This is a genomic window from Leptothrix sp. (in: b-proteobacteria) (assembly GCF_965250675.1).
Classification (GTDB): domain Bacteria; phylum Pseudomonadota; class Gammaproteobacteria; order Burkholderiales; family Burkholderiaceae_C; genus Sphaerotilus.
Window position 1 is genome coordinate 110,079 of sequence record NZ_CBDFPH010000003.1, and the last position, 21,346, is coordinate 131,424.

20 protein-coding genes, 1 tRNA gene and 1 pseudogene are annotated in these 21,346 nt (G+C 64.6%); 7 read left to right on the forward strand and 15 right to left on the reverse strand.

The window, feature by feature from the left end; translation table 11 throughout:
• Positions 1-5: 5 nt before the first annotated feature.
• The 4 genes from AC5IG3_RS05970 to AC5IG3_RS05985 all read right to left on the reverse strand — a co-directional run bounded on the left by AC5IG3_RS05970 (position 6) and on the right by AC5IG3_RS05985 (position 2,652).
• Positions 6-566, reverse strand: a complete 561-nt coding sequence (locus tag AC5IG3_RS05970; RefSeq protein ID WP_491905376.1) for a hypothetical protein — start codon at positions 564-566, stop codon at positions 6-8.
• 186 nt (positions 567-752) lie between these two features.
• On the reverse strand, positions 753-1,466 hold the full coding sequence (locus AC5IG3_RS05975) for a helix-turn-helix transcriptional regulator (protein WP_491905377.1): 714 nt from the start codon (positions 1,464-1,466) through the stop codon (positions 753-755).
• A 31-nt stretch (positions 1,467-1,497) separates the two neighbouring features.
• Positions 1,498-1,854: a hypothetical protein gene (locus AC5IG3_RS05980; protein ID WP_491905378.1), complete on the reverse strand. Its 357-nt coding sequence runs from the start codon at positions 1,852-1,854 to the stop codon at positions 1,498-1,500.
• Positions 1,855-2,190: 336 nt separating this feature from the next.
• Positions 2,191-2,652: an ACT domain-containing protein gene (locus tag AC5IG3_RS05985; RefSeq protein ID WP_491905379.1), complete on the reverse strand. Its 462-nt coding sequence runs from the start codon at positions 2,650-2,652 to the stop codon at positions 2,191-2,193.
• 209 nt (positions 2,653-2,861) lie between these two features.
• Between AC5IG3_RS05985 and AC5IG3_RS05990 the strand changes: the two genes are divergently transcribed.
• Both AC5IG3_RS05990 and AC5IG3_RS05995 read left to right on the forward strand, forming a co-directional pair.
• Entirely contained in the window at positions 2,862-3,899 is a 1,038-nt protein-coding gene (locus AC5IG3_RS05990; protein ID WP_491905380.1) for a fatty acid desaturase family protein, read from the forward strand.
• On the forward strand, positions 3,896-5,152 hold the full coding sequence (locus AC5IG3_RS05995; RefSeq protein WP_491905381.1) for an SLC5/6 family protein: 1,257 nt from the start codon (positions 3,896-3,898) through the stop codon (positions 5,150-5,152). Before AC5IG3_RS05990 ends, AC5IG3_RS05995 begins: the two co-directional genes overlap by 4 nt.
• Positions 5,153-5,196: 44 nt before the next feature.
• On the opposite strand, the pseudogene AC5IG3_RS06000 reads toward AC5IG3_RS05995, so the two are convergent.
• Both AC5IG3_RS06000 and AC5IG3_RS06005 read right to left on the reverse strand, forming a co-directional pair.
• Positions 5,197-6,075 (reverse strand): annotated as a pseudogene (locus AC5IG3_RS06000) (HTH-type transcriptional regulator ArgP); the annotation flags it as partial.
• A gap of 463 nt (positions 6,076-6,538) precedes the next feature.
• Positions 6,539-6,781 carry a helix-turn-helix transcriptional regulator gene (locus tag AC5IG3_RS06005; protein WP_491905382.1) on the reverse strand — a complete coding sequence of 81 codons (243 nt, stop codon included), beginning with the start codon at positions 6,779-6,781 and terminating at the stop codon, positions 6,539-6,541.
• A 179-nt stretch (positions 6,782-6,960) separates the two neighbouring features.
• Between AC5IG3_RS06005 and AC5IG3_RS06010 the strand changes: the two genes are divergently transcribed.
• Both AC5IG3_RS06010 and AC5IG3_RS06015 read left to right on the forward strand, forming a co-directional pair.
• The gene (locus AC5IG3_RS06010) at positions 6,961-7,557 is read left to right on the forward strand and encodes a DUF6088 family protein (RefSeq protein ID WP_491905650.1); all 597 of its coding nucleotides are present in this window, start codon (positions 6,961-6,963) and stop codon (positions 7,555-7,557) included.
• Positions 7,550-7,906 carry a nucleotidyl transferase AbiEii/AbiGii toxin family protein gene (locus AC5IG3_RS06015; RefSeq protein ID WP_491905383.1) on the forward strand — a complete coding sequence of 119 codons (357 nt, stop codon included), beginning with the start codon at positions 7,550-7,552 and terminating at the stop codon, positions 7,904-7,906. The genes AC5IG3_RS06010 and AC5IG3_RS06015 overlap by 8 nt, the downstream gene beginning before the upstream one ends.
• A 139-nt stretch (positions 7,907-8,045) precedes the next feature.
• Here the strand turns inward: AC5IG3_RS06015 and AC5IG3_RS06020 are convergent.
• The 9 genes from AC5IG3_RS06020 to thrS form a co-directional block, all read right to left on the reverse strand.
• Positions 8,046-8,122: transfer RNA gene (locus AC5IG3_RS06020), tRNA-Pro, on the reverse strand.
• Positions 8,123-8,185: 63 nt separating this feature from the next.
• Positions 8,186-8,629, reverse strand: coding sequence for a MerR family transcriptional regulator (locus AC5IG3_RS06025; RefSeq protein WP_491905651.1), 444 nt, complete (start codon positions 8,627-8,629; stop codon positions 8,186-8,188).
• Between the two features lie 34 nt (positions 8,630-8,663).
• A complete protein-coding gene (locus tag AC5IG3_RS06030) occupies positions 8,664-9,029 on the reverse strand; it encodes an integration host factor subunit alpha (RefSeq protein WP_491905384.1) in 366 nt (121 codons plus the stop codon).
• Positions 9,030-9,058: 29 nt separating this feature from the next.
• Positions 9,059-11,497, reverse strand: a complete 2,439-nt coding sequence (pheT, locus tag AC5IG3_RS06035; protein WP_491905385.1) for a phenylalanine--tRNA ligase subunit beta — start codon at positions 11,495-11,497, stop codon at positions 9,059-9,061.
• Positions 11,498-11,531: 34 nt separating this feature from the next.
• Positions 11,532-12,575 (reverse strand): phenylalanine--tRNA ligase subunit alpha, encoded by a 1,044-nt coding sequence (pheS, locus tag AC5IG3_RS06040; protein ID WP_491905386.1) that lies wholly within the window; start codon positions 12,573-12,575, stop codon positions 11,532-11,534.
• A 116-nt stretch (positions 12,576-12,691) separates the two neighbouring features.
• Entirely contained in the window at positions 12,692-13,048 is a 357-nt protein-coding gene (gene rplT, locus AC5IG3_RS06045) for a 50S ribosomal protein L20 (protein ID WP_491905387.1), read from the reverse strand.
• A gap of 27 nt (positions 13,049-13,075) precedes the next feature.
• A complete protein-coding gene (rpmI, locus tag AC5IG3_RS06050) occupies positions 13,076-13,279 on the reverse strand; it encodes a 50S ribosomal protein L35 (protein WP_012346775.1) in 204 nt (67 codons plus the stop codon).
• Between the two features lie 122 nt (positions 13,280-13,401).
• Complete coding sequence (gene infC, locus AC5IG3_RS06055; protein WP_491905652.1) at positions 13,402-13,950, reverse strand: translation initiation factor IF-3; 549 nt, start codon at positions 13,948-13,950, stop codon at positions 13,402-13,404.
• 97 nt (positions 13,951-14,047) lie between these two features.
• Positions 14,048-15,970, reverse strand: a complete 1,923-nt coding sequence (gene thrS / locus AC5IG3_RS06060; protein WP_491905388.1) for a threonine--tRNA ligase — start codon at positions 15,968-15,970, stop codon at positions 14,048-14,050.
• Between the two features lie 304 nt (positions 15,971-16,274).
• Here thrS and glgX point away from each other — a divergent pair, with 304 nt between their 5' ends.
• From glgX to glgC, 3 genes are all read left to right on the forward strand, one after another.
• Positions 16,275-18,353 carry a glycogen debranching protein GlgX gene (gene glgX, locus AC5IG3_RS06065; RefSeq protein WP_491905389.1) on the forward strand — a complete coding sequence of 693 codons (2,079 nt, stop codon included), beginning with the start codon at positions 16,275-16,277 and terminating at the stop codon, positions 18,351-18,353.
• Positions 18,350-19,984, forward strand: a complete 1,635-nt coding sequence (locus AC5IG3_RS06070) for an alpha-D-glucose phosphate-specific phosphoglucomutase (RefSeq protein ID WP_491905390.1) — start codon at positions 18,350-18,352, stop codon at positions 19,982-19,984. Before glgX ends, AC5IG3_RS06070 begins: the two co-directional genes overlap by 4 nt.
• A gap of 67 nt (positions 19,985-20,051) precedes the next feature.
• A complete protein-coding gene (gene glgC, locus AC5IG3_RS06075; RefSeq protein WP_491905391.1) occupies positions 20,052-21,332 on the forward strand; it encodes a glucose-1-phosphate adenylyltransferase in 1,281 nt (426 codons plus the stop codon).
• Positions 21,333-21,346 lie beyond the last annotated feature (14 nt).

A 21,346-nucleotide genomic window follows, 5' to 3' on the forward strand; every position in this document is an offset into this window, starting at 1 on the left:
TGGCCTCAGGGGGTCGAGGTGTCGACGGCCGCGACCGGTTGTGCGGTGGCCCAGGCCTGGAAATCGTCGTCGTAGCGCGTGTCCCATGTGCCCAGTTGGGCCTTGGCCGCCGGGCTGAATTCGGTCACGGTCTCACCGGCCATGTTCCACCAGGTGCGCGCAAAGGATGTGCCGTCGATGAGCACCGAGACCGCGCCGCTGTAATCACAGCTGTAGTACGAACCCGTGTCGGTTTCGACCAGTCGGGTGTATTGCGGCGGGCAATTGCTGGGTGCAGTGGCCCAGCTGTGGCTGGCCGAGTTGCCCGCACCGCTCATCGCGCAGGTGGGGAAGGATTTGCCGCGAGCCAGGTCGCGCAGCACCTGGCGGACGGGCGGCACGCACTGTGGCACCGAACGCCAATTCGGCGCCGCAAAGCAGAGCAGCACGGTGCAGCCGTCAACGGCATGGGCCGGGATCACGGTGCTGGTGAGCGCGGTCGCCGCGAGACAGGGCAGAACCAGTTGCCGCCACAGGTGCTGTACGGGCAGCCGCCTGGCGTTGAAGGTTGAGGTGTTGGGTGTCATGGTGATCCTCTTGAGGGTTGACCCAGACCATCGGGTTGCGGCTGCCGAAGTGCGGCATCCGTGGAGTCACTCTAGGTATCCAGGTGGCCAAGGCGGGCGACGACTTTGCGTCGCGATTCATCGGTCGTTGCCGCCTGGCCGCGCCTCGTCAGGTTGTAGGCGCGCCGATGGCCCGAGTCCTGCGGGCTACGGCTGGAGCAGGCCGCAGTCCACCAACAGGCGCGCGGCCTGACGTCGATTGGGGACGCCGAGCTTGGCGTGCAGGCGCTGGAATCGGGAGTTGATCGAGCTCGGGCTCACATGCAGTTCGGCCGCGATGCGTTTGCTGCTGTGGCCGGCACGCTGATGGCGCATCAGGGCCAGTTCGGTGGGCGAGATCCGGGTGTGGGCCAGCAGCTCGCGGCGGATGCGTGCGGTCCACCACTCGTGCAGCTCGCAGGCCAGTGCGCGCGCCACGATCTTGAGGACACCGAGGCTGTCGCGCTCGAAGTGGCCGACCGTCGGCGATCCCAGGCACAACAAGCTGATGCGCGACTGGCCCAGGCCCGAATGCGCCGGCACCAGCAAGGTCGAAGCGAAGCCGCATTGGATCGCCAGGTCGATGACTTGTTGATGTTCGGGCTCGCAGACCCACAGTGCGCTGGCCGCGACCGGCTCGGAATGATGGGTGGCGTAGTTCAGCCAGGGGTCGTGGTTCTGGCCATCGGCGTCGAGGTAGCGTCGGCACCAGCGGGCATCGCAGGCCAGCATGAAACGACACGCGGCGAGGTCGGTCTCGTCACGCACGAAGCTCACGAAGTAAGCCTGCTCGGCGCCGAGCATCTTGACGCTTTCTTGCAGCAACGCTTGGGTCTGGGCCGGTGTCTCGGCATGGCCGATCCTGTCGATGAGGGCTGCCATACGCCCCACCAGATCGATCGGCGTCCATGACTCAATCGTCTGGGATGGACTTGCGAAGTTCGGGGGCGCGACTGTCGTCCCAGAGTTCGGTGGCTGCTCGCCTGAGCCTGTCGTGCAGCAGGGGGTGATCGAATCGGACAGGGTCGTCATCGCACCAGCGCATGAACTGCTCTCGTGTTGGGAAGGCCATGGTCTGGATGGTTCGCACACCTCCTGCCGGGCACTCGTCTCGTTCGACATACAGGCCTCCCTGATTGGGTTGGATGAAGAACTTGATCGAGCCCCTCGGGCCCCGCGCGCTCAGCGGGTCGCCGGTGGCCGCGTCCGAGAAGCTGCCCAGGCTGATCACTGCGAGTCGATCGGCGGCTTTGTGGGCGGTGCGATTCATGGGGTGTCCTTGTGATCCGAGCTTCGGAGATCGAGAAACCGGCGGGCGTCAGCGTGCGACCGACAACCGCTGGATCGGGTGGTCGGTGAACATCGAGCCCAGGCCGTGAGATAGGCCGGTGAGCTGCGGTTCAACGCTGAATTGGCTTGAGATGAGCGTAGATAGACGCACGTCCCGTCGTCAACGCCTCTGACGCGGCATCGGCCATTTCTGCACGACGGTCAGTCGCGCTAAACCGATGCGCTCATCGATGCGTCAACCGTTGGGGATGCCGATGTGGATGCTGCTGCTGCCGGCTTGCGTCCCTGGTGTGCGGATGGCGCCTCCCGGCGCGTTCTATGCGGAGCAGGTCTGCGTGAATGGGCCCGTGCCATCGACAGCCTGTGCCGGCGCTTCGCTGCTTTCGCCAGTGGTCATCGACAGCAACACCGTCAGCGCTTCGTGGGCTTGTGCGACGGGCACGAGGATGTGGTCGTGGTGGTAGGCGGCAATCGCGTTGCACGGAATGCCTGCGGCGGCCAGACGCGATGCAACGGCCGCCAGCAGACCCACTGCTTCAAGCGAGGAATGGATCGTCAGGGTGATGAGTCGGGCCTCGAACACGAAAGGAATCCGCGCCGCCTCAGCCTGAGCGCGTTCGACGATGGCCGTCAGTCCCTCGGCCTCTCGAAAGGTGCAGAGCGGTTGCAAGCCGTCCGGCAGGCGATGGTCCGCGAAGCTGCAATAGACATAGCAGCCCGCATGGAGTTCGGGCGCCAAGTGGCGCAACAGCCGATCGAGGTTTCGTTCTCCGCTCATCGTGAGGATCCCTGGTTGGTGCCTGAGTTTTGTATTTCAGGGCAAGGTTACCTGTGTTCGCCATCGAATCCAAGGCCACCCGCCTGCACCGATGGTGGCGCGGATCGCCCTCTTTGCCATTCAGCAGGAACGAGCAGGTTTAGTGCAATTCGCTCCTCAGCAAAGTTGCTAAACGCTGTCGGCTGGCCGGCCGTGACTGATACCTTCTGATGCAACTCGACACCGCAATGAGCCTTCGCGGAGCATCGCTGAGCGAGCGCCCTCTCATCGTCGCTGCATGCCAGCGGGGAAGGAGTCTTCAGATGGCAACACATTCGGACGTCCACCCGGACTTGGCTGCGCTGCGCGCGCAACTTCGCGAGCGAGGCCCTGAGCATCAGGCCTTGCTGCAGCTGAATCCGTTTCGACCGATCGTCGACATCCTGTTCGATGGGCTGGTGATCCTGGCGGCAGTGGCCATGGTCGATCACTGGGGCTTGGCGTGGTCACCGCTGGCGGTCTGTCTGGTGGGCAACCGCCAGCGTGCACTGGGCAACATCCTGCACGACGCCGGTCACCGCAACCTGTGCCGTCATCGCCGAGGCAACGACCTGATCGCCCGGGGCTTGCTGGCGCCGCTGCTGTTCGCCAGTCTCAGCCTCTACCGGACAACGCACTTTCGCCACCATCAGCTGCTTGGCCAGCCCGGTGCGGATCCGGATTTTCTGGTGCCACCGGCGTCGAAGCCTACCCGCTGGATCTCGCGCTATCTGGCGTGTGCAGGCGCTGGGTCAGCGTGGTGGGGCTCGCTGGTGGGCCATCTTGGCCATCCCGAAGCTCGCGCTGCCAGCCGTCTGTACATCGTCGTCTGGTGGGTGCTCGCCCTGGGACTGATGGCGTGGTGCGCCGGATCCATCTACACCGCCTACTTCGCGGGACTCTGGTTGCTGGCCAGGGCGACGACGTTCCACCTGATCACCACCTTCCGTGAGATGTGCGACCACCACGGCCTGGAGCCCGGTGGTGTGTTCTCGTTCACCCGCGACATGGTCTGCCATGGTCTGGTGCGGGCCTGCATTCATCCTCGCAACAACGGCTATCACCTGACTCACCACCTGCTGCCTGCGATTCCCTACTACCGCCTGCCGCAAGCCCACCGGCTCTTCCGTCAATTGCCGGTCTACCAAGCACGGGGGCAGCAGTGCAACGCCTACTTTTTCGGTCCGCGCGCGGTGGTGCGGGCCTGGCATGTCGAGGAGGTCCTATGACGACGCGCGTGCTCGGCGGCCTGCAGGTCGCAACGATGCTGGTGTCGGCCAGCTACGGCATCGGCTTCCTGTTCGGGTCCGGTGAACTCGCGCTGTCGCATGGCATGGCCGGCGGCCTCTATGGCGTGGCAACTGCCGTTGGCATGCTGGTGCTCGCGTTGCTTGCACGGCCACTCTGGATCCTGGGCGTGCCGATCTGGGATGTTTTGGGTCGGGCCTATGGGCGGCAGGTCCAGCGCATCGTCGCGCTATTGTCGGTGGTGTGGATGGCGGGTGTGCTGGCCGCACAGATTCAGGGCGCTGTTGCCGTCACGCGCCTGCTGGGCTTGGACGCAGCAGCCGCGCAGATCTTGGTGCTGCTGCTGATCTTCTGCGCCTCGCGGCTTGACCTGAGCGTGGCCTCCAGGCTGTTCGGGGGCTGTCTGCTGGTGAGTGGCGTGGTGCTGGTCTGGGCCTTGATCCAGGCGGAGGGTGTGGGCTTGTACCTGCAGGGCTTGCCGGCCTTTGTCACCGATCTGCCGTCCTACGGCACGCCACGGCTGATGGCGGTGTCGCTCGGCGTCGGGTTGATGGCGGTCGCAGGCAGTGACTACCACCAGTTTGTCCAAGCGGCGCGCAGTTCTGCGTCGGCCAGTGGAGGCTGTTTGCTGGCAGCGGTATTGCTGGTCGGCTTGGCCTTGCTCCCTCCGGCGATGGTGATGGCCATGACAGGTTCGATGCCGGTCGGACCGGTCGATGGCAAGCAGATCGTGCCGCACCTGCTGGCTCAGGCAGCCGGTACTTTGGGACCGAATGCGGCCATGGGTCTGCTGGCCGCGCTCTCGACAGCAGCGCTTGGGTCTGGGGCCGCCATCCTGCGCGCCATGTCGAGTGCGCTGGGGTCGGCCATGCCGGGACGTCGGGGCACGTCGGCACTGGCTTTGTTTCTGGGGGCAGCGATAGCCGGACGAGGACAGGCCATCGTCGACACGATGGTGTCGGTCAACATGGTCTACCTCGCGAGCATCACGGTCTGTGCCGGCGCTGTGTTGGTCGGCAAGCCCCTGATGCCTGCGCGTGCACTGGCGGCCATGGGCGCCGGGTTCGCTGGCTCTGCGGCCATCTACGTGGCATCCTGGTCGGGTCTCGCCATTGGTGAGGCCGATCTGGTGTCGCTGTCCCTGGGCCTGGTCGTGTCGGCAGTCGTGGCCGGCGGTGCATCCAGCGGATCTGCCGTCAGTGCCGTCAAAGGAGCTGGCGAGCGCTCCGACTGAATTGCATCCTCGACCTTGGCGGCGATCTGACCTTGACCGAGCTGGCCGTAGGCGATGTTGACGATCAACTGCGTGATGTCGTGAGCGACCGCAGGTTCCAGGTCCCAGTGGTGCCAGTAAAGAGCCACGTCGACGGCGTGGCTGGGCGCCAAGTCCACCAGTCGCCCGTCTTGGATCAAAGGATCGCACTGCGTACTGGGCACCAGACCGTAGCCGGCCCCGATGGCGATTGCGTCCAGCAGCGCGGCGGGTGATGGCAGGTAGTGCTTGGCGTAACGGTCGATGGCGAAACCAAACTGCTGTCTCAGGAAATCATCATGCAAGGAATCCTTGCGATTGAAAAGCACGGCAGTCGCTGCGAGCACACCGGCAACCGAAAAACCATTTGAGAAATATTGGGCTGTAAATTCGTGTGTGGCGCAGCAGCGGTAGGTCATCACGCCCAGCGGCTCCGCAAGAAAACCTACTGCGGGCCTGAAGTGGGTCGAGATGCAACCGATCACCTCGCCGCGGGCGAGGCGTGCCGAAGTGTGGTCCTGGTCATCGCAAATCACCTCGATGGACGTGCGTCGATTCAGCAGGATTTGCCGCAACACGGCTGGAAACCAGGTGGCCAGAGAATCGGCATTGACCGCGATGGCCAGCGGGACTGGGATATTGGTTTTGGGCGCGGGCATCAGCTCACTCAAGGCCGAGCCTTCGAGTATGCGCATCGCTTTGACGTGGCGCAGCAGGATCTCTCCAGCCGGGGTCGGCGCGATCGGCCGCTCGCGCACCACCAAGACAGTGGCCAAGGACTCTTCGAGCGCCTTGATCCGCTGCGACACCGCGCCTCGGGTGATGTTGAGCAGCATCGCGGCACGCTCGAAGCTGTGTTCTTCGGCCACCGTCGCAAAGGTTTCCAGCTGGTCGCGGTCAAGCATGGTTTTCTCCTTTGTGGCGAGTGTGAGGGATGTTTCCTTATCCGAATTAAAGTGGTGTTATTCGATTCGTCCGCGACGGCTTTTATCAAATGAAGCGCAATCGTTTTCGACGGGCTGAAAGGCTTTTATGCGATGGTTGATTTATGATAGTTTTTCAAAATAACTAAATATGCCATTTTGGGTGGTCAATAAATCGAGTCGTGTGAAACTCTGAATTGGCATGAGCGATGCGTTTGGTGTTCTCGGCGGAGATCGTCATGCGTGCGGCATCGCAACTCTGGTGTGCCGTCTACGACAACTCGGTGTACAGCTTCAAGACGTGGCGATGGGGCAAGGTGCTGGGGCCGTACTGCTCATAGGTCTGATGGTCCGGAGCTTTTCAGGCAAGTAGCAGGCGACCACCAAGCGGAGTCCGATCTTGGTATCCCCCGTTCCTGGCGAAGCGCGTGGCTGTCGATCTGGGTCAATGGGTGGCAAAGGAATGGATGGCGACAGGACGCTCCGCGCTCCAACGATCGATGTCCGATCGACGCCAGGCAACAGCCCGATCGGCGAGCCGGACTGGGGGCGGAAATTTGTCGCTGGCCACCAGTCGGTAGATCGTGGAGCGACCGAGGCCGGTGAGCCGCATGACCGCGCCCATGCGCAGAAAAACGGCTGTGTCCGGGGCGAACAGTGCTGCAGTGGGGAGGCTGGTGTTGCGCATGGTGCACCTGTCAGACGTCGTGGTGAGCCTCATTTTGTGGTAGCACATGACGGAGGCTCGCGATGACTTGAAGGCAAAAACTGCTGTCAATGAAACGCCTCGGCTCGGCAGTCGAACAAAAACAAGCCTTTCGAAATTGTCAGAAACTGACTAAAATTTCTGACACTCAAGGAGTAATCGTGTCCAACCTCGCCCAGCAAGTCCTGATGCTCGCTGCTGCTCAGCCAGAGGGTGCCAGCCTGTCCGCCAAGGCTGTTCTGCACCTTGGCAGCCGGGCTGCTGTGGATCAGGTGCTGTCGCGCCTGGCACGAAGCGGCAAGCTGCTCCGTGCCGGGCGTGGTGTCTACGTCCTGCCTGTGAATGGCAAGTTCGGATCAAGGGCGCCCGAAGTTGCCAAGGTGGTCCAGGAGTGGGCCAGCCAGCGTGGTGAAACTGTGGTGGACAACGGCGCCGCCGCTGCCAATGCTCTGGGGCTGACAACGCAGGTTCCGGTCCGTCAGGTTTTTCTAACCTCTGGCCGCAGTCGTACGCTCAAGCTCGGATCCCAGATGGTTGAACTGCGCCACGCCCCGCCGTGGCAGTTGCTCTATCCCGGACAAGCCGCCGGCGAAGTCATTCGTACCCTGGCCTGGGTGGGCCGGGCTGGCTCCGAGGCCGCATTAGGGCAACTCAAGCGAAGGCTGCCAGCCTCGGAGTTGCAGGCTGTCGCAGACGCGCGTGTCCGGCTGCCCACTTGGCTGGCCAGTCAAGTCAGCGCTTTGGTGACTCATGCCTGAGTTCTTTTCGTTATCGAGAGAAGATCAGCGCGAAGCGCTGCTCGTCGCCTCGGATCGGTCGGGACGTCCCCTGCATTTGCTGGAGAAGGACGTGTGGGTTGTCTGGGCTCTGCGTCATCTCTTTGCCGGGTCTCACGCGCGTCACCTGGTCTTCAAGGGCGGAACGTCGCTCTCGAAGGCCCACGGCATCATCAGGCGCTTCTCTGAGGACGTCGACCTCACCTATGACATCCGCGCGATTGCGCCAGATCTCATCGAAAAGGCGGAGGCGCCATGGCCCAAGACGCGCAGCAGCCAACAACAGAACCTCAAAGTCGTACTTGATGTGTCGGCTGTTGTGAGGATCTGACGCACAGCAGATTTCTGATTTCAGCGGGAGACAACGGTCAACCGTGAGAAACGGGCACCGAACGGGCACCAGAACAGCAAACGGGGCCCAGAAAGCCAAACGGGTTAGCTCCTTGAGAGAGCTAACCCGTTGATTCATATGGTCGGGACGGTGGGATTCGAACTCACGACCCCTTGCACCCCATGCAAGTGCGCTACCAGGCTGCGCTACGCCCCGACTGAGAAAAAGATTATATACCGCTATTTAAAGACCTGTCCACAGTTTGCGCTGGTTTGTCCTTCAAAGGTCAGACAAGAGCAGGCCGCGAATCAATTCCAGTTCGCGGCGGACACGGGCAGCGGACAGCCTCGGGGCAGGGATGGCGGCGACGCTGAAGGTCGTTTCAACCAACTGTGCTGTTGGCGTCGGGCCGTCAGTCACGTTGATGGGCAAGCTGTCTTCGGCTGGGTTGCGTGCGAGTTCAGCAGCGCTGAGTTCAGCCAGGCGATTGCGCGCACCGCTGATCGTGAAGCCCTGGTCGTAGAGCAGGTCGCGGATGCGCCGGATCAGCAGGACTTCATGGTGCTGGTAGTAGCGCCGGTTGCCGCGCCGTTTCATGGGGCGAAGCTGGCTGAACTCCTGTTCCCAGTAGCGCAGCACATAAGGCTTGACGCCGCAAAGCTCGCTGACTTCACCGATGGTGAAGTAGCGTTTGGCAGGGATGTCGGGCAGCAGATTTCCCATTGAAATCAATGGCATTGAAGAGTCTGCTCAGACTCTACTCGAAGTCGCCAGGCGCTGCTGTCTCGCCTTGAACGGTCTCTTTGAGTTTGTGGCTGGCGTGGAAGGTCACCACGTTGCGCGCATCGATCGGAATCGCCTCGCCGGTGCGCGGATTGCGACCCGGGCGAGGCGCCTTGCGGCGCACCTGAAAGTTACCGAAACCCGAGAGCTTGACGTCATCCCCGCGCGTCAATGACGCATGGATGTTGTCGAAAAACGCCTCCACCATGTCCTTGGATTCGCGCTTGTTGAGGCCGAGCCGCTCGAATAGCAGATCGGCCAGCTCGGCCTTGGTGAGCGTGGGCGTTTCTGTCGGCGCTTCCGCTGACGTCTCAAGCAGGGGCGGTTTCATGGAGTCCATGGTGCTGCGCAGCTCAGGGGATCGGTCGATCAGGCGCCACGCAGCCGTGCGCCGACTTGGCGCTGTGCGGCTTCGATGACGGCTTGCACCGCCTCGTCGCTGCGGGCATCGGTCAGCGGCGTTTCGTCATCGAGCAGTTCCAGGCGTATGGCCAGACTGCGTTCGCCGGCTTCGAAACCGATAGCGCCTGCGGCAGGGCGGTAGACGTCGAACAGCCGCGCGCTGCACACCAGGCCTTGCGTGGGCGCGGCGAGGATGGCGTCGATCAGGGCGTCGTGGCTGACGTGTTCGCCGACCACCAGCGCCAGGTCGCGCGTCACGGCCTGCTGGCGCGCCACGGTCTGGTATTGCGGCACATCGCGCGCCAGCAGGGCAGGGACGTCCAGTTCGAACAGCACCGGCGCACCGGCGCCAGCCGGCAACTCATACGCCTGGCGCCAGCGCGGATGCAACTCGCCGATGTAGCCGATGGCGACACCATCGAGCAGCACCTGGGCGCAGCGGCCCGGGTGCAGCGCTGGATGCTCGGCGGCGACAAAGCGCGCCACGCGCGGTGCCAGCAGCGCCTCGACATCGCCCTTGACGTCATGAAAGTCGACTGCACGCTCCTTGGCGCTCCACTGCAGTTGTTCGACCGGGCCCCAGGCCAGGCCAGCCAGACGCAGTGGCTGGTCGATGCCGGCAACGCTCTGCTCGGTGGTCTGCACAGACGCATCGCGCTTGAAGACGCGGCCGAGTTCGAACACTCGCACGCGCGGCGCGCGGCGCGCCAGGTTGTGGCGCAGCACCTGAACCAGGCTGCCGAACAGGCTCGAGCGCATGACCGACAGCGGTGCGGCGATCGGGTTGAGCAGGCGGATCGGATCGGCATTGCCGGCCAATTCGGTTTCCCAACGCGCTTCGACGAAGCTGAAGTTGATCGTTTCCTGGTAGTCCAGCGCGGCCACGGCGCGGCGCAGCGCGTGGCTGCTGCGCTGGGCTTCAGGGCGGACCTTGGCGGTGACAGGCGCCAGCGGCGGCGTCAGCGGCAGCTGGTCGAAGCCGGTGATGCGGATCACTTCTTCGATCAGGTCTTCCTCGATCTCAAGGTCGAAGCGCCACGACGGTGGCGTCACCGTCAGCACGCCTTCGCTTTCGGCGAAGGGCAGGCCCAGCCGTCCCAGCACCGCAGCGCATTGCGCCTGGCTGACCGGCATGCCGATGACCTTGGCAGCGCGCGCCACGCGCAGCGACACCGGCTTGCGCTCGGGCAACTGGGTGGTCTGGTCGTCGATCGGGCCGGCATCGCCGCCGCAGATCGACTGGATCAGCGCGGTGATGTGCTCGAGGTGCTCGACTGTCAGCGCCGGATCGACGCCGCGCTCGAAGCGGTGGCCGGCGTCGGTGCTGAAGTTGTAGCGGCGCGAGCGGCCGGCCACGGCGTCGGGCCACCAGAAGGCGGCTTCGACGTAGACGTTCGTCGTGGCGTCACCCACAGCGGTGGCGTCGCCGCCCATGATGCCGGCGAGCGATTCGACTTCGCGCTCATCGGCGATGACGCCGACTTTTTCATCGAGCGTGACGGTATTGCCGTTGAGCAGCTTGAGCGTCTCGCTCGGGCCACCCCAGCGCACCGTGAGGCCGCCGTGGATCTTGTTGAGGTCGAAGATGTGGGTCGGGCGGCCGAACTCGAACATCACGTAGTTCGAGATGTCGACCAGCGCGCTGACCGGGCGCTGTCCGCAGCGCGCCAGGCGCTCGACCATCCACGCGGGCGTCTGGGCCTGCGGGTTGATGCCGCGCACGACACGGCCGGAGAAACGGCCGCACAGGTCGGCGGCTTCGATGCGCACGGGCAGCGTCTGGTCATGCGCGGGCGCAATCGCGGCGTGCACCGGTGTTTTCAGCGGCGCGCCGGTGAGGGCGGCCACTTCGCGGGCGATGCCGTAGACGCTCAGGCAGTGGCCCAGGTTGGGTGTGAGCTTGAGGGTGAACAGCGTGTCGTCGAGGTTCAGGAACTGGCGGATGTCCTGGCCAACGGGCGCGTCGGCGGGCAACTCCAGCAGGCCGCCGTGGTCTTCAGCCAGCTTCAGCTCACGGGCCGAGCAGAGCATGCCGTAGCTCTCGACGCCACGCAGCTTGCCGACCTTGATCGCAAAGGGCTTGCCATCATCGCCAGGCGGCAACTCGGCGCCGACCAGCGCCAGCGGAATGCGGATGCCGACGCGGGCGTTGGGCGCGCCGCAGACGATCTGCAGCGGGCCGTCCGGGCTGTGTGCGCCGGCGTCGACCTTGCACACGCGCAGCTTGTCGGCGTTGGGATGCTTGTCGGCTTCGAGGATTTCAGCGACAACGATGCCGTGGAAGGCGGGCGCGACCGGGCGCAGCTCTTCGACTTCCATGCCGGCCATGGTCAGCAGGTCAGCGAGTTGCTGGGTGTTGAGTTCAGGGTTGCAGAACTCGCGCAACCAGGATTCGGGGAATTGCATTGCTTCTAACCTTGCGTCGTACGGGGGCAGGCGGTCACTTGAACTGGCTCAGGAAGCGCAGATCACCTTCAAAGAACAGGCGCAGGTCGTTGACACCGTAGCGCAGCATGGTCAGGCGGTCCGGGCCCATGCCGAAGGCGAAGCCGATGTAGCGCTCAGGGTCGAGGCCGAAGTTGCGCACCACGTTGGGGTGCACCTGGCCGGAGCCGGCGACTTCGAGCCAGCGGCCTTTCAGCGGGCCGGACGAGAAGGCGATGTCGACCTCGGCCGACGGTTCGGTGAACGGGAAGAACGAGGGCCGGAAGCGCAGTTGCAGATCGTCCGTCTCGAAGAAGGTGCGGAAGAAGTCGGTGAAGACGGCCTTCAGGTCCTTGAACGAGACGTTCTCGCCGATCCACAGGCCTTCGCACTGGTGGAACATGGGCGAGTGGGTGGCGTCGCTGTCGACCCGGTAGGTGCGGCCCGGCGCGATGACGCGGATCTCGGGCATCGGATCGGTGCCGAGGTGCGTGGCAGCATGCTGGCGGGCGTAGCGCACCTGCATCGGCGAGGTGTGCGGGCGCAGGCAGAGCGGGCGGCCGGCTTCGTCCTGCATGTCGACGTAGAAGGTGTCCTGCATCGAACGCGCCGGGTGGTTTTCCGGGTTGTTCAGGGCGGTGAAGCTGTACCAGTCGGTCTCGATCTCGGGGCCGTCGGCGACATCGAAGCCCATGGAGCCGAAGATCTGCTCGATGCGTTCGAGCGTGCGCGACACCGGGTGCAATCCGCCCGTGCCACGCAGGCGGCCGGGCAGGGTGACATCAAGCGCCTCGGCCTTGAGTTGCGCCTGCAACTCGGCCTCGGCCAGCGCGTGGCGGCGCTCGGTGAGCGCGGCCTCGATCGCCTGCTTGGTCTCGTTGATCGCGGCGCCGCGGGTTTTCTTCTCTTCTGGCGATAGCGTGGCCATGCCCTTGAGCAATTCGGTCACGCGGCCGGACTTGCCGGTGTAGCGCGCCTTGGCGTCTTCAAGCTGAGCCGGCGTAGCGGCGGTGGCGAAGTCGGCACGGGCGGCCTGCACGAGTTGTTCGAGATCGTTCATCGACGGACGGCTTCAGGGACGGATTCGGAGGCGGCAATAAAAAAGGCCGAACGTGGTGTCGGCCTTATCGGTTCAATGTCCGGGCAACGCTTGCAGCGGTACCCGGAGCATCAGACTCAAGCGAGTTGAGCCTTGACCTTGTCGACGATGCTGCCGAAAGCGGCCGGATCGTTGATGGCCATGTCGGACAGGACCTTGCGGTCGATGTCGATCTGGGCCTTCTTCAGGCCGGCCATGAACTTGCTGTAGGTCAGGCCGAGCGAACGGCTTGCAGCGTTGATACGTGCAATCCACAGGCGGCGGAATTCGCGCTTCTTGGCACGGCGGTCACGGTAGGCGTATTGGCCTGCCTTCATCACCGCCTGTTTGGCGATGCGATAGACGTTCTTGCGGCGACCGCGGAAACCTTTGGCCAGGGCCAGGACTTTTTTATGACGAGCGCGGGCAGTTACACCACGTTTGACGCGAGGCATGTGTTGACTCCTTCAGTGCGTGGTGAATTACAGACCGGCGAACGGCAGCATTTGTGCGATGTGACCCATATTGGTCTCATGCACTGCAACCGTACCGCGCAGGTGGCGCTTGTTCTTGGTGGTCTTCTTCGTCAGGATGTGACGCTTGAAGGCTTGACCGCGCTTGACGGTGCCACCGGGACGAACGCGAAAACGCTTTTTCGCGCTGCTCTTGGTCTTCATCTTGGGCATGACTGCTCCTTTTAATGTTCCCGTGAGGCGCCGCGAACTACTCGCGGTCTTGGGGGCCTACGGGCACTGAGTCGTTGCAGCGACCAAACCGCAACAACCTCATCCTTCAAAATATGTCTGAGTTACTTCTTGCGCTTGGCGGCCAGCACCATGATCATCTGACGGCCTTCGAGCTTGGGCATGTTCTCGACGACGCTGACATCGGTCAGTTCATCGCGGATACGCTCCAGCAGGCGCATGCCGATGTCCTGGTGGGTGATCTCGCGACCGCGGTAACGCAGCGTGACCTTGCCCTTGTCCCCGTCTTCCAGGAACTTGCGCAGGTTGCGCATCTTGATCTGGTAGTCGCCTTCGTCCGTGCCCGGGCGGAACTTGACTTCCTTGATCTCGATGACGTGCTGCTTGGCTTTCGCTTCAGCGGCTTTCTTCTGTTCCTGGTACTTGAACTTGCCGTAATCCATCAGGCGGCAGACCGGGGGCTGAGCGGTGGCAGCAATTTCAACCAGATCCACGTCCTGCTCGGCAGACAGGCGCAGAGCTTCCTGGATACTCACAATGCCGAGAGGCTCGTTCTCTTGCCCGTTCAGACGGACTTCAAGAGCGGTGATCTCGCGATTGAGACGGTGCTTGCGCTCGGCGTTGGGCGTGCGGCGATCAAGAAAAGTAGCGATGGTCGGATTCCTTCAGGGCATCTGCCCTATAAACAAAAAACGCACCCGAGGTGGGCAAGACCGGTGGCTGCAGCTCAGAACTGGTTTGACGCCAAGTTCAATACCCTGAGGTGGAGAGCTCTGCAGCCAGCTTTTGGGAGAAGGCCTCCAGGGCCATCACACCGAGGTCTTGATTGCCTCTGGCGCGCACTGCAACGGATCCTGATGCCTTTTCCTTGTCTCCGACAACGAGCAGGTAAGGAACCTTTTGCAACGAATGCTCGCGTATTTTATACGTGATTTTTTCGTTGCGAAGATCAAGCGCTACGCGCAGGCCTTGCTTTTGCAGCGATTGCGCCACATCCCGAGCGTAATCGGCCTGCCCGTCGGTGATGTTGAGCACGCTCACCTGCACTGGCGCGAGCCAGGCGGGCAGGGCACCGGCGTGTTCCTCGATCAGGATGCCGATGAAGCGCTCCAGGCTGCCGAGGATGGCGCGGTGCAGCATCACCGGTGCCAGACGCTCGCCGGACTCGGCCACGTACTCGGCGCCCAGGCGCTCGGGCAGCGAGAAGTCGACCTGGATCGTGCCGCACTGCCAGTGGCGGCCCAGCGCGTCTTTCAGCGTGTACTCGATCTTGGGGCCGTAGAACGCGCCTTCGCCCGGCGTGATCTGGAAGTCGCAGCCGGAATTGCGCAGGCTCTCGATCAACGCGGCCTCGGCCTTGTCCCACAGGTCGTCGGAGCCGATGCGCTTCTCGGGTCTCGTGGCGACCTTGTAGAGGATGTCGGTGAAGCCGAAGTCGGCGTAGACCTTTTTGAGCAGCGCGGTGAAGGCGTCGCACTCGGCCAGGATCTGGTCTTCGGTGCAGAAGATGTGGCCGTCGTCCTGCGTGAAGCCACGCACGCGCATGATGCCGTGCAGCCCGCCGGTGGGCTCGTTGCGGTGGCACTGGCCGAACTCGCCGTAGCGCAACGGCAGGTCGCGGTAGCTCTTGATGCCCTGCTTGTAGATCAGGATGTGGCCGGGACAGTTCATCGGCTTGAGCGCGTATTCGCGCTTTTCCGACTCGGTCGTGAACATGTTGTCGCGGTACTTGTCCCAGTGGCCGGTCTTCTCCCACAGGCCCTTGTCGAGGATCTGCGGGCCCTTGACTTCCTGGTAGCCGTTGTCGCGGTAGACACGGCGCATGAACTGCTCGACCTGCTGCCACAGCGTCCAGCCCTTGGGGTGCCAGAACACGGTGCCAGGCGAATGCTCGTCGATGTGGAACAGGTCCAGCTCGCGGCCCAGCTTGCGGTGGTCGCGCTTTTCGGCTTCCTCCAGCATCAGCAGGTACTTCTGCAGATCTTCCTTGGTCGCCCAGGCGGTACCGTAGATGCGCTGCAGCATCTCGTTGCGGTGGTCGCCGCGCCAGTAGGCGCCGGCCACCTTCATGAGCTTGAAGAACTTGAGCTTGCCGGTGCTGGGCACGTGCGGGCCGCGGCACAGGTCGGTGAACTTGCCTTCGGCGTAGAGCGACACGGCCTGGTCGGCCGGAATGCTCTCGATGATCTCGGCCTTGTACGCCTCGCCGATCGACTTGAAATACGCCACCGCCTCGTCGCGCGGCAGCACGCTGCGCGTCACCGGTTCATCCTTGGCGGCCAGCTCGCTCATCTTCTTCTCGATGGCGGCCATGTCCTCGGGCGTGAACGGGCGCTTGTAGGCGAAGTCGTAATAAAAGCCGTGCTCGATGGTCGGGCCAATGGTCACCTGCGCGTCGGGGAACAACTCCTTCACCGCGTAGGCCAGCAAGTGGGCGGTCGAGTGACGGATCACATCCAGCCCGGCAGCGTCCTTGGCAGTGATGATGGACAGCGTCTCATCCGCTTCAATGCGGTAGCTGGTGTCGACCAGCCGGGCGGCGTCGCCCGTGCCGACACGGCCGGCCAACGCCGCTTTGGCCAGGCCCGCGCCGATCGACGCGGCCACTTCGGCCACGGTCACCGGGCCGGCAAACTCACGCAGGGAACCATCGGGAAGTGCAATCGCAACCATCTCTCATCCTCTGTGGCGCTGTTGACAGCACCTTGTCGTATCAATAAAAAAGCGCGGTAGGGCCGCGCATTCATTCTTGACTTCAAGGCGGCGATGTTAGCCGGCTCTTAACCCGGCCTGAACCGCACCGCATCAGTACTTGGCCTGAGGGCGGTTACAAGGGGGTTCCATGGCAACATGTTCCAAATTTCTTCAATCTGTGCGTTTACCGAGCGATTGCTCTCACAACATGCCTTCGGCTTCGATTTCAACGGCAACACTGGCATGTGAAAAATCCCAGGTTTCATTACCCGGGTTACAAGAATTGCCTGGCGGCGCTCAGGTTCTGGGCGCCACGCTCATCAACGACGGTGTGAATTTCGCCGTCTGGGCGCCTGATGCGCAGCGGTTGCAGCTCTGCCTGTTCGATTCCCACGGACAACACGAGTTACAGCGGCTTGATTTCCCCGCCTGTACCGACGGCGTCTGGCACGGCTGGCTGGCTGGTGCCACCGAAGGCCTGGTTTACGGCTTGCGGGCGCACGGCCCGTGGGCGCCGCTGCAGGGCCACCGCTTCAATCCGAACAAGGTTCTGCTTGATCCGTGGGCGCGTGAAATCGTGGGTGAATACCGCGATGCGTTGGCGCACCCGCAGCCGGACGACCGCGATAACGCGCCTGGCGCGCTCAAGGCCCGCGTGCGGGCCGACCAGCCCGCCACCCGTCTGACTCCGGCCGTGCCGCGCGATCAGACCGTGCTGTACGAAATCCACGTCAAGGGCGCAACCCAGACCCATCCAGGCGTGCCGGCCGCGCTGCGGGGCCGCTACGCCGGCCTGGCGCATCCCGCCATGCTGGCGCATTACCGCGCCCTGGGCGTCACCACGCTCAGCCTGCTGCCGGTGCATGCGCGTGCTGACGAGGCCCGCCTGCAGCACCTGGGCTTGAGCAACTACTGGGGCTACTCCAGCATCGGCTTCTTCGCGCCCGAGCCGCGCTACGCCAGCCAGCCCACCGCCGCCGTCGACGAGTTCCGCCAGATGGTCGCCGACCTGCACGCCGCCGGCTTCGAGGTGGTGCTCGACGTGGTCTACAACCACAGCGCCGAGACCGACACCCTCGGCCCCACGCTGAACCTGCGTGGCCTGGCCAACGGCAAGTACTACCACCTTGATGCCGCGCACGGCAACGCCTACCGCAACTGGAGCGGCTGTGGCAATTGCATCGACCTGTCCGAGCCGCGCGTGGTGCAGATGGTGATCGGCTCGCTGCGCCACTGGGTCGAGCAGTACGGCGTCGACGGTTTCCGCTTCGATCTGGCGCCCATCCTCGGGCGTGGCCGCGATGGCAGCTTCAGCACCAGCGCCGGCTTCTTTGCCGCGCTGCAGAGCGACCCGGTGCTGGCTGGCGTCAAGATGATTGCCGAGCCGTGGGACATCGGCCCGGGCGGCTACCAGCTCGGGGCCTTCCCGGCCGGCTGGGCCGAGTGGAACGACCAGTTCCGCGACACCCTCCGCGCCTGGTGGCTGCGCGGCGCGGGCGACCGCGGCGTGTTCGCGCACCGTTTTGCGGCGTCCAGCACCCAGTTCCACCACGATGGGCGCACGCCCACGGCCAGCGTCAACTTCATCACTGCCCACGACGGCTTCACGCTGCGCGACCTGGTCAGCTACGACCACAAGCACAACCACGCCAACGGCGAGCACAACCGCGACGGCCACCACCACAACAGCAGCTGGAACTGCGGCGTCGAAGGCAAGAGCCACGACCCCGCCGTGCTGGCCCTGCGCGCCCGCCTGCAGCGTGCGCTGCTGGCCACGCTGCTGCTGTCGCAAGGCACGCCCATGCTGCTGGCGGGCGACGAGATCGGCCACAGCCAGCACGGCAACAACAACGCCTACTGCCAGGACAACGCCATCACCTGGCTCGACTGGGCCAGCGCCGATACCGACCTGCAAGCCTGCACCGCACGCCTGCTGCGCCTGCGCCACGAGCTGCCCGCGCTGCGCCAGGACCGCTGGCTCACCGGTACGGTCGACATCAGCAGCGGCCACGCCGATGTGCTGTGGTGGCACCCAGACGGCCGTGAACTGCACGGCGCCGACTGGTCCGACCACACCGACCGCGCCATGGGCATCCGCCTGATCGCCGTCGCGCAAAGCACGCAGGCCGTGCTGCTGCTCATCAACCCCGAGGCCCACTCGCGTGCCTTCACGCTGCCGGCGGGCGATTGGCTGCCGCGCTTCTGCAGCAGCCAGGGTGACGGCACACCACTGCCGCACACCGCCCGGCCGGACCTGGTCGACGTGCCCGCCCGCTGCGTGCAGGTCTGGACACGCAGCTTGGCCGCCGCCTCATCCACTCCCCGTTCACCCACCTCACCGCTTCAGGAAGCCCGCGCATGAACGTTCTCCAGATTCCCACCCAGCCCTTTGCCGGCCAGCGGCCGGGCACCTCGGGTCTGCGCAAGAAGGTCACGGTGTTCCAGCAGCCGCACTACCTGGAGAACTTCGTCCAGGCGCTGTTCAACATCCTGCCCGAGCGCGCCGGCCAGACGCTGGTGCTCGGCGGTGACGGGCGCTTCCACAACCGCGTCGCGGTGCAGACCATCCTGCGCATGGCGGCGGCCAACGGCTTCGGCCGCGTGCTGGTGGGGCAGGGCGCGCTGCTGTCCACGCCGGCGGCCAGCGCGGTGATCCGCAAGCGCCAGGCCTTTGGCGGCGTGATCCTGTCGGCCAGTCACAACCCGGGCGGCCCGGACGGTGACTTCGGCATCAAGTTCAACGCCTCGAACGGCGGCCCCGCGCCCGAGAAAGTCACCGAGGCGCTCTACGCCGAAACGCTGACCCTCACACACTACCTGAGCACCGACAGCGCCGACATCGACCTCGACACCCAGGGCGTGAGCCAGCTGGGCGACATGGTGGTCGAGGTCATCGACCCGGTGGCCGACCACGCCGAGCTGATGCAGCAGCTGTTCGACTTCCCCGCCATGCGCGCCTGGTTTGCCGCAGGAAACCGCATGCGCTATGACGCCATGTGCGCCATCGGCGGCCCGTACGCCCACGCCGTGCTCGAAGGCCTGCTGGGCGCGCCGGCCGGTACGGTGGTCAACGGCACGCCGCTGGAAGACTTCGGCGGCTACCACCCCGACCCGAACCCGGCGCACGCCACCGAGCTGATGGCGGCCATGAGCGGCGCGGGTGCGCCCGATTTTGGTGCCGCCTCCGACGGCGACGCCGACCGCAACATGATCCTGGGCCGCGACTTCGTCGTCACGCCGTCCGACAGTCTCGCCATCCTGGCCGCCAACGCCACGCTCGTGCCGGGCTACCGCGCCGGGCTGGCGGGCATTGCGCGCTCGATGCCGACGTCCTGCGCGGCGGACGCCGTGGCCCGGGCCCTGGGCATTCCGAGCTACGAAACGCCCACCGGCTGGAAGTTCTTCGGCAACCTGCTCGACGCCGGCCTGATCACGCTCTGTGGCGAGGAAAGTTACGGCACCGGCTCCAACCACGTGCGCGAAAAAGACGGCCTCTGGGCCGTGCTGTTCTGGCTCAACCTGCAGGCCGCCACCGGCCAGAGCGTCGAGCAACTGGTGCGCGCGCACTGGGCGCGCTTCGGCCGCCACTACTACTCGCGCCACGACTGGGAAGGCATCGCCACCGAGCGCGCCGATGCGCTGATGGCCGCCCTGCGCGCCAAGCTGCCGAGCCTGGCGGCGCAGTCCTTCGGCCCGAATCTGGTGCTGACCACGGCGGACGACTTTGCGTATCACGACCCGGTCGATGGCTCGGTCTCGACCCGCCAGGGCGTGCGGCTGCTGTTCGAAGGCGGCTCGCGCGTGGTCTTCCGGTTGTCGGGCACGGGCACGGAAGGTGCAACGCTACGGGTTTACCTGGAGCGCTTCGAGTCCGACCCGAGCCGCCACGACCTGCCGCCGCAAGAGGCCCTGGCCGACCTGATCGCGCTGGCTGACGAGGTGGCCGGCATCCGCCAGCACAGCGGCCAGGACGCACCGACTGTCATCACCTGAGCCTGGCTTGAAGTTTCCCGTTTGATTGTTTGACTTTTCCAATAGCCCACCCCAAAGAGGAGACATGATGGACATCACCAAAATCGCGGGCAGCCGCGCCATTGCACGCCGCACCCTGGCCCTGGTGCTGGCCGGTGGCCGCGGATCGCGCCTGAAAGACCTGACCGACCGCCGCGCCAAGCCGGCGGTGCACTTCGGCGGCAAGTTCCGCATCATCGACTTCGCGCTGAGCAACTGCATGAACTCGGGCATGCGCCGCATCGGCGTCATCACGCAGTACAAGTCGCACTCGCTGCTGCGCCACCTGCAGCGCGGCTGGAGTTTTCTGCGCAACGAGATGAACGAGTTCGTCGACCTGCTGCCCGCGCAGCAGCGCGTCAACGAGGAAAGCTGGTACCAGGGCACGGCCGACGCGATCTACCAGAACCTCGACATCATCCGCAACTCGACGCCGCCCGAGTACATCGTCGTGCTGGCCGGCGATCACATCTACAAGATGGACTACTCGATCATGCTGGCCGACCACGCCGCCAGCGGCCGGGGCGTGACGGTGGGTTGCATCGAGGTGCCGCGCGAAGAGGCCAAGGGCTTTGGCGTGATGGCGGTCGACGAGAACCGCCTGATCGTCGACTTCGTCGAGAAGCCCGCCGATCCGCCGCCGATGCCGGGCAACCCCGAGCTGTCGCTGGCCAGCATGGGCATCTACGTTTTCACGGCCGAGTACCTGTACCGCCTGCTGGAAGAAGACGCGGTCGACCCGAACTCCGAGCACGACTTCGGCAAGAACCTGATTCCCAAGGCCGTGGCCGAGCAGCAGGCGCTGGCGCACCCGTTCTCGATGTCGGCCATCGCCAACCCGCCGTACTCGCGCGCCTACTGGCGTGACGTGGGCACGGTGGACGCCTACTGGGCCGCCAACCTCGACCTGGCGTCGGCCTCGCCCGAGCTGAACATGTACGACAAGGACTGGCCGATCTGGACCTACCAGGAGCAGCTGCCGCCCGCCAAGTTCGTGCACGATCTGGACGGCCGCCGAGGCGAGGCGATCAACTCGCTGGTCTCGGGTGGTTGCATCGTGTCGGGCTCGACGATCCGCAATTCGGTGCTGTTCTCCAACGTGCTGGTGCGCTCGTACAGCCAGATCGACCAGGCCGTGATCCTGCCGGACGTGCAGATCGGCCGCGGCTGCCGCCTCAACAAGGTGGTGATCGACCGCCGCGTCCAGCTGCCCGACGGCCTCGTGATCGGCGAGGACGCCGAGCTCGACGCGCAGCGCTTCTTCCGCAGCGAGAACGGCGTCGTGCTCGTCACCCGCAAGATGATCGAGGCGCTCAAGGCGAGCGCCTGATTCCCTCATCCATC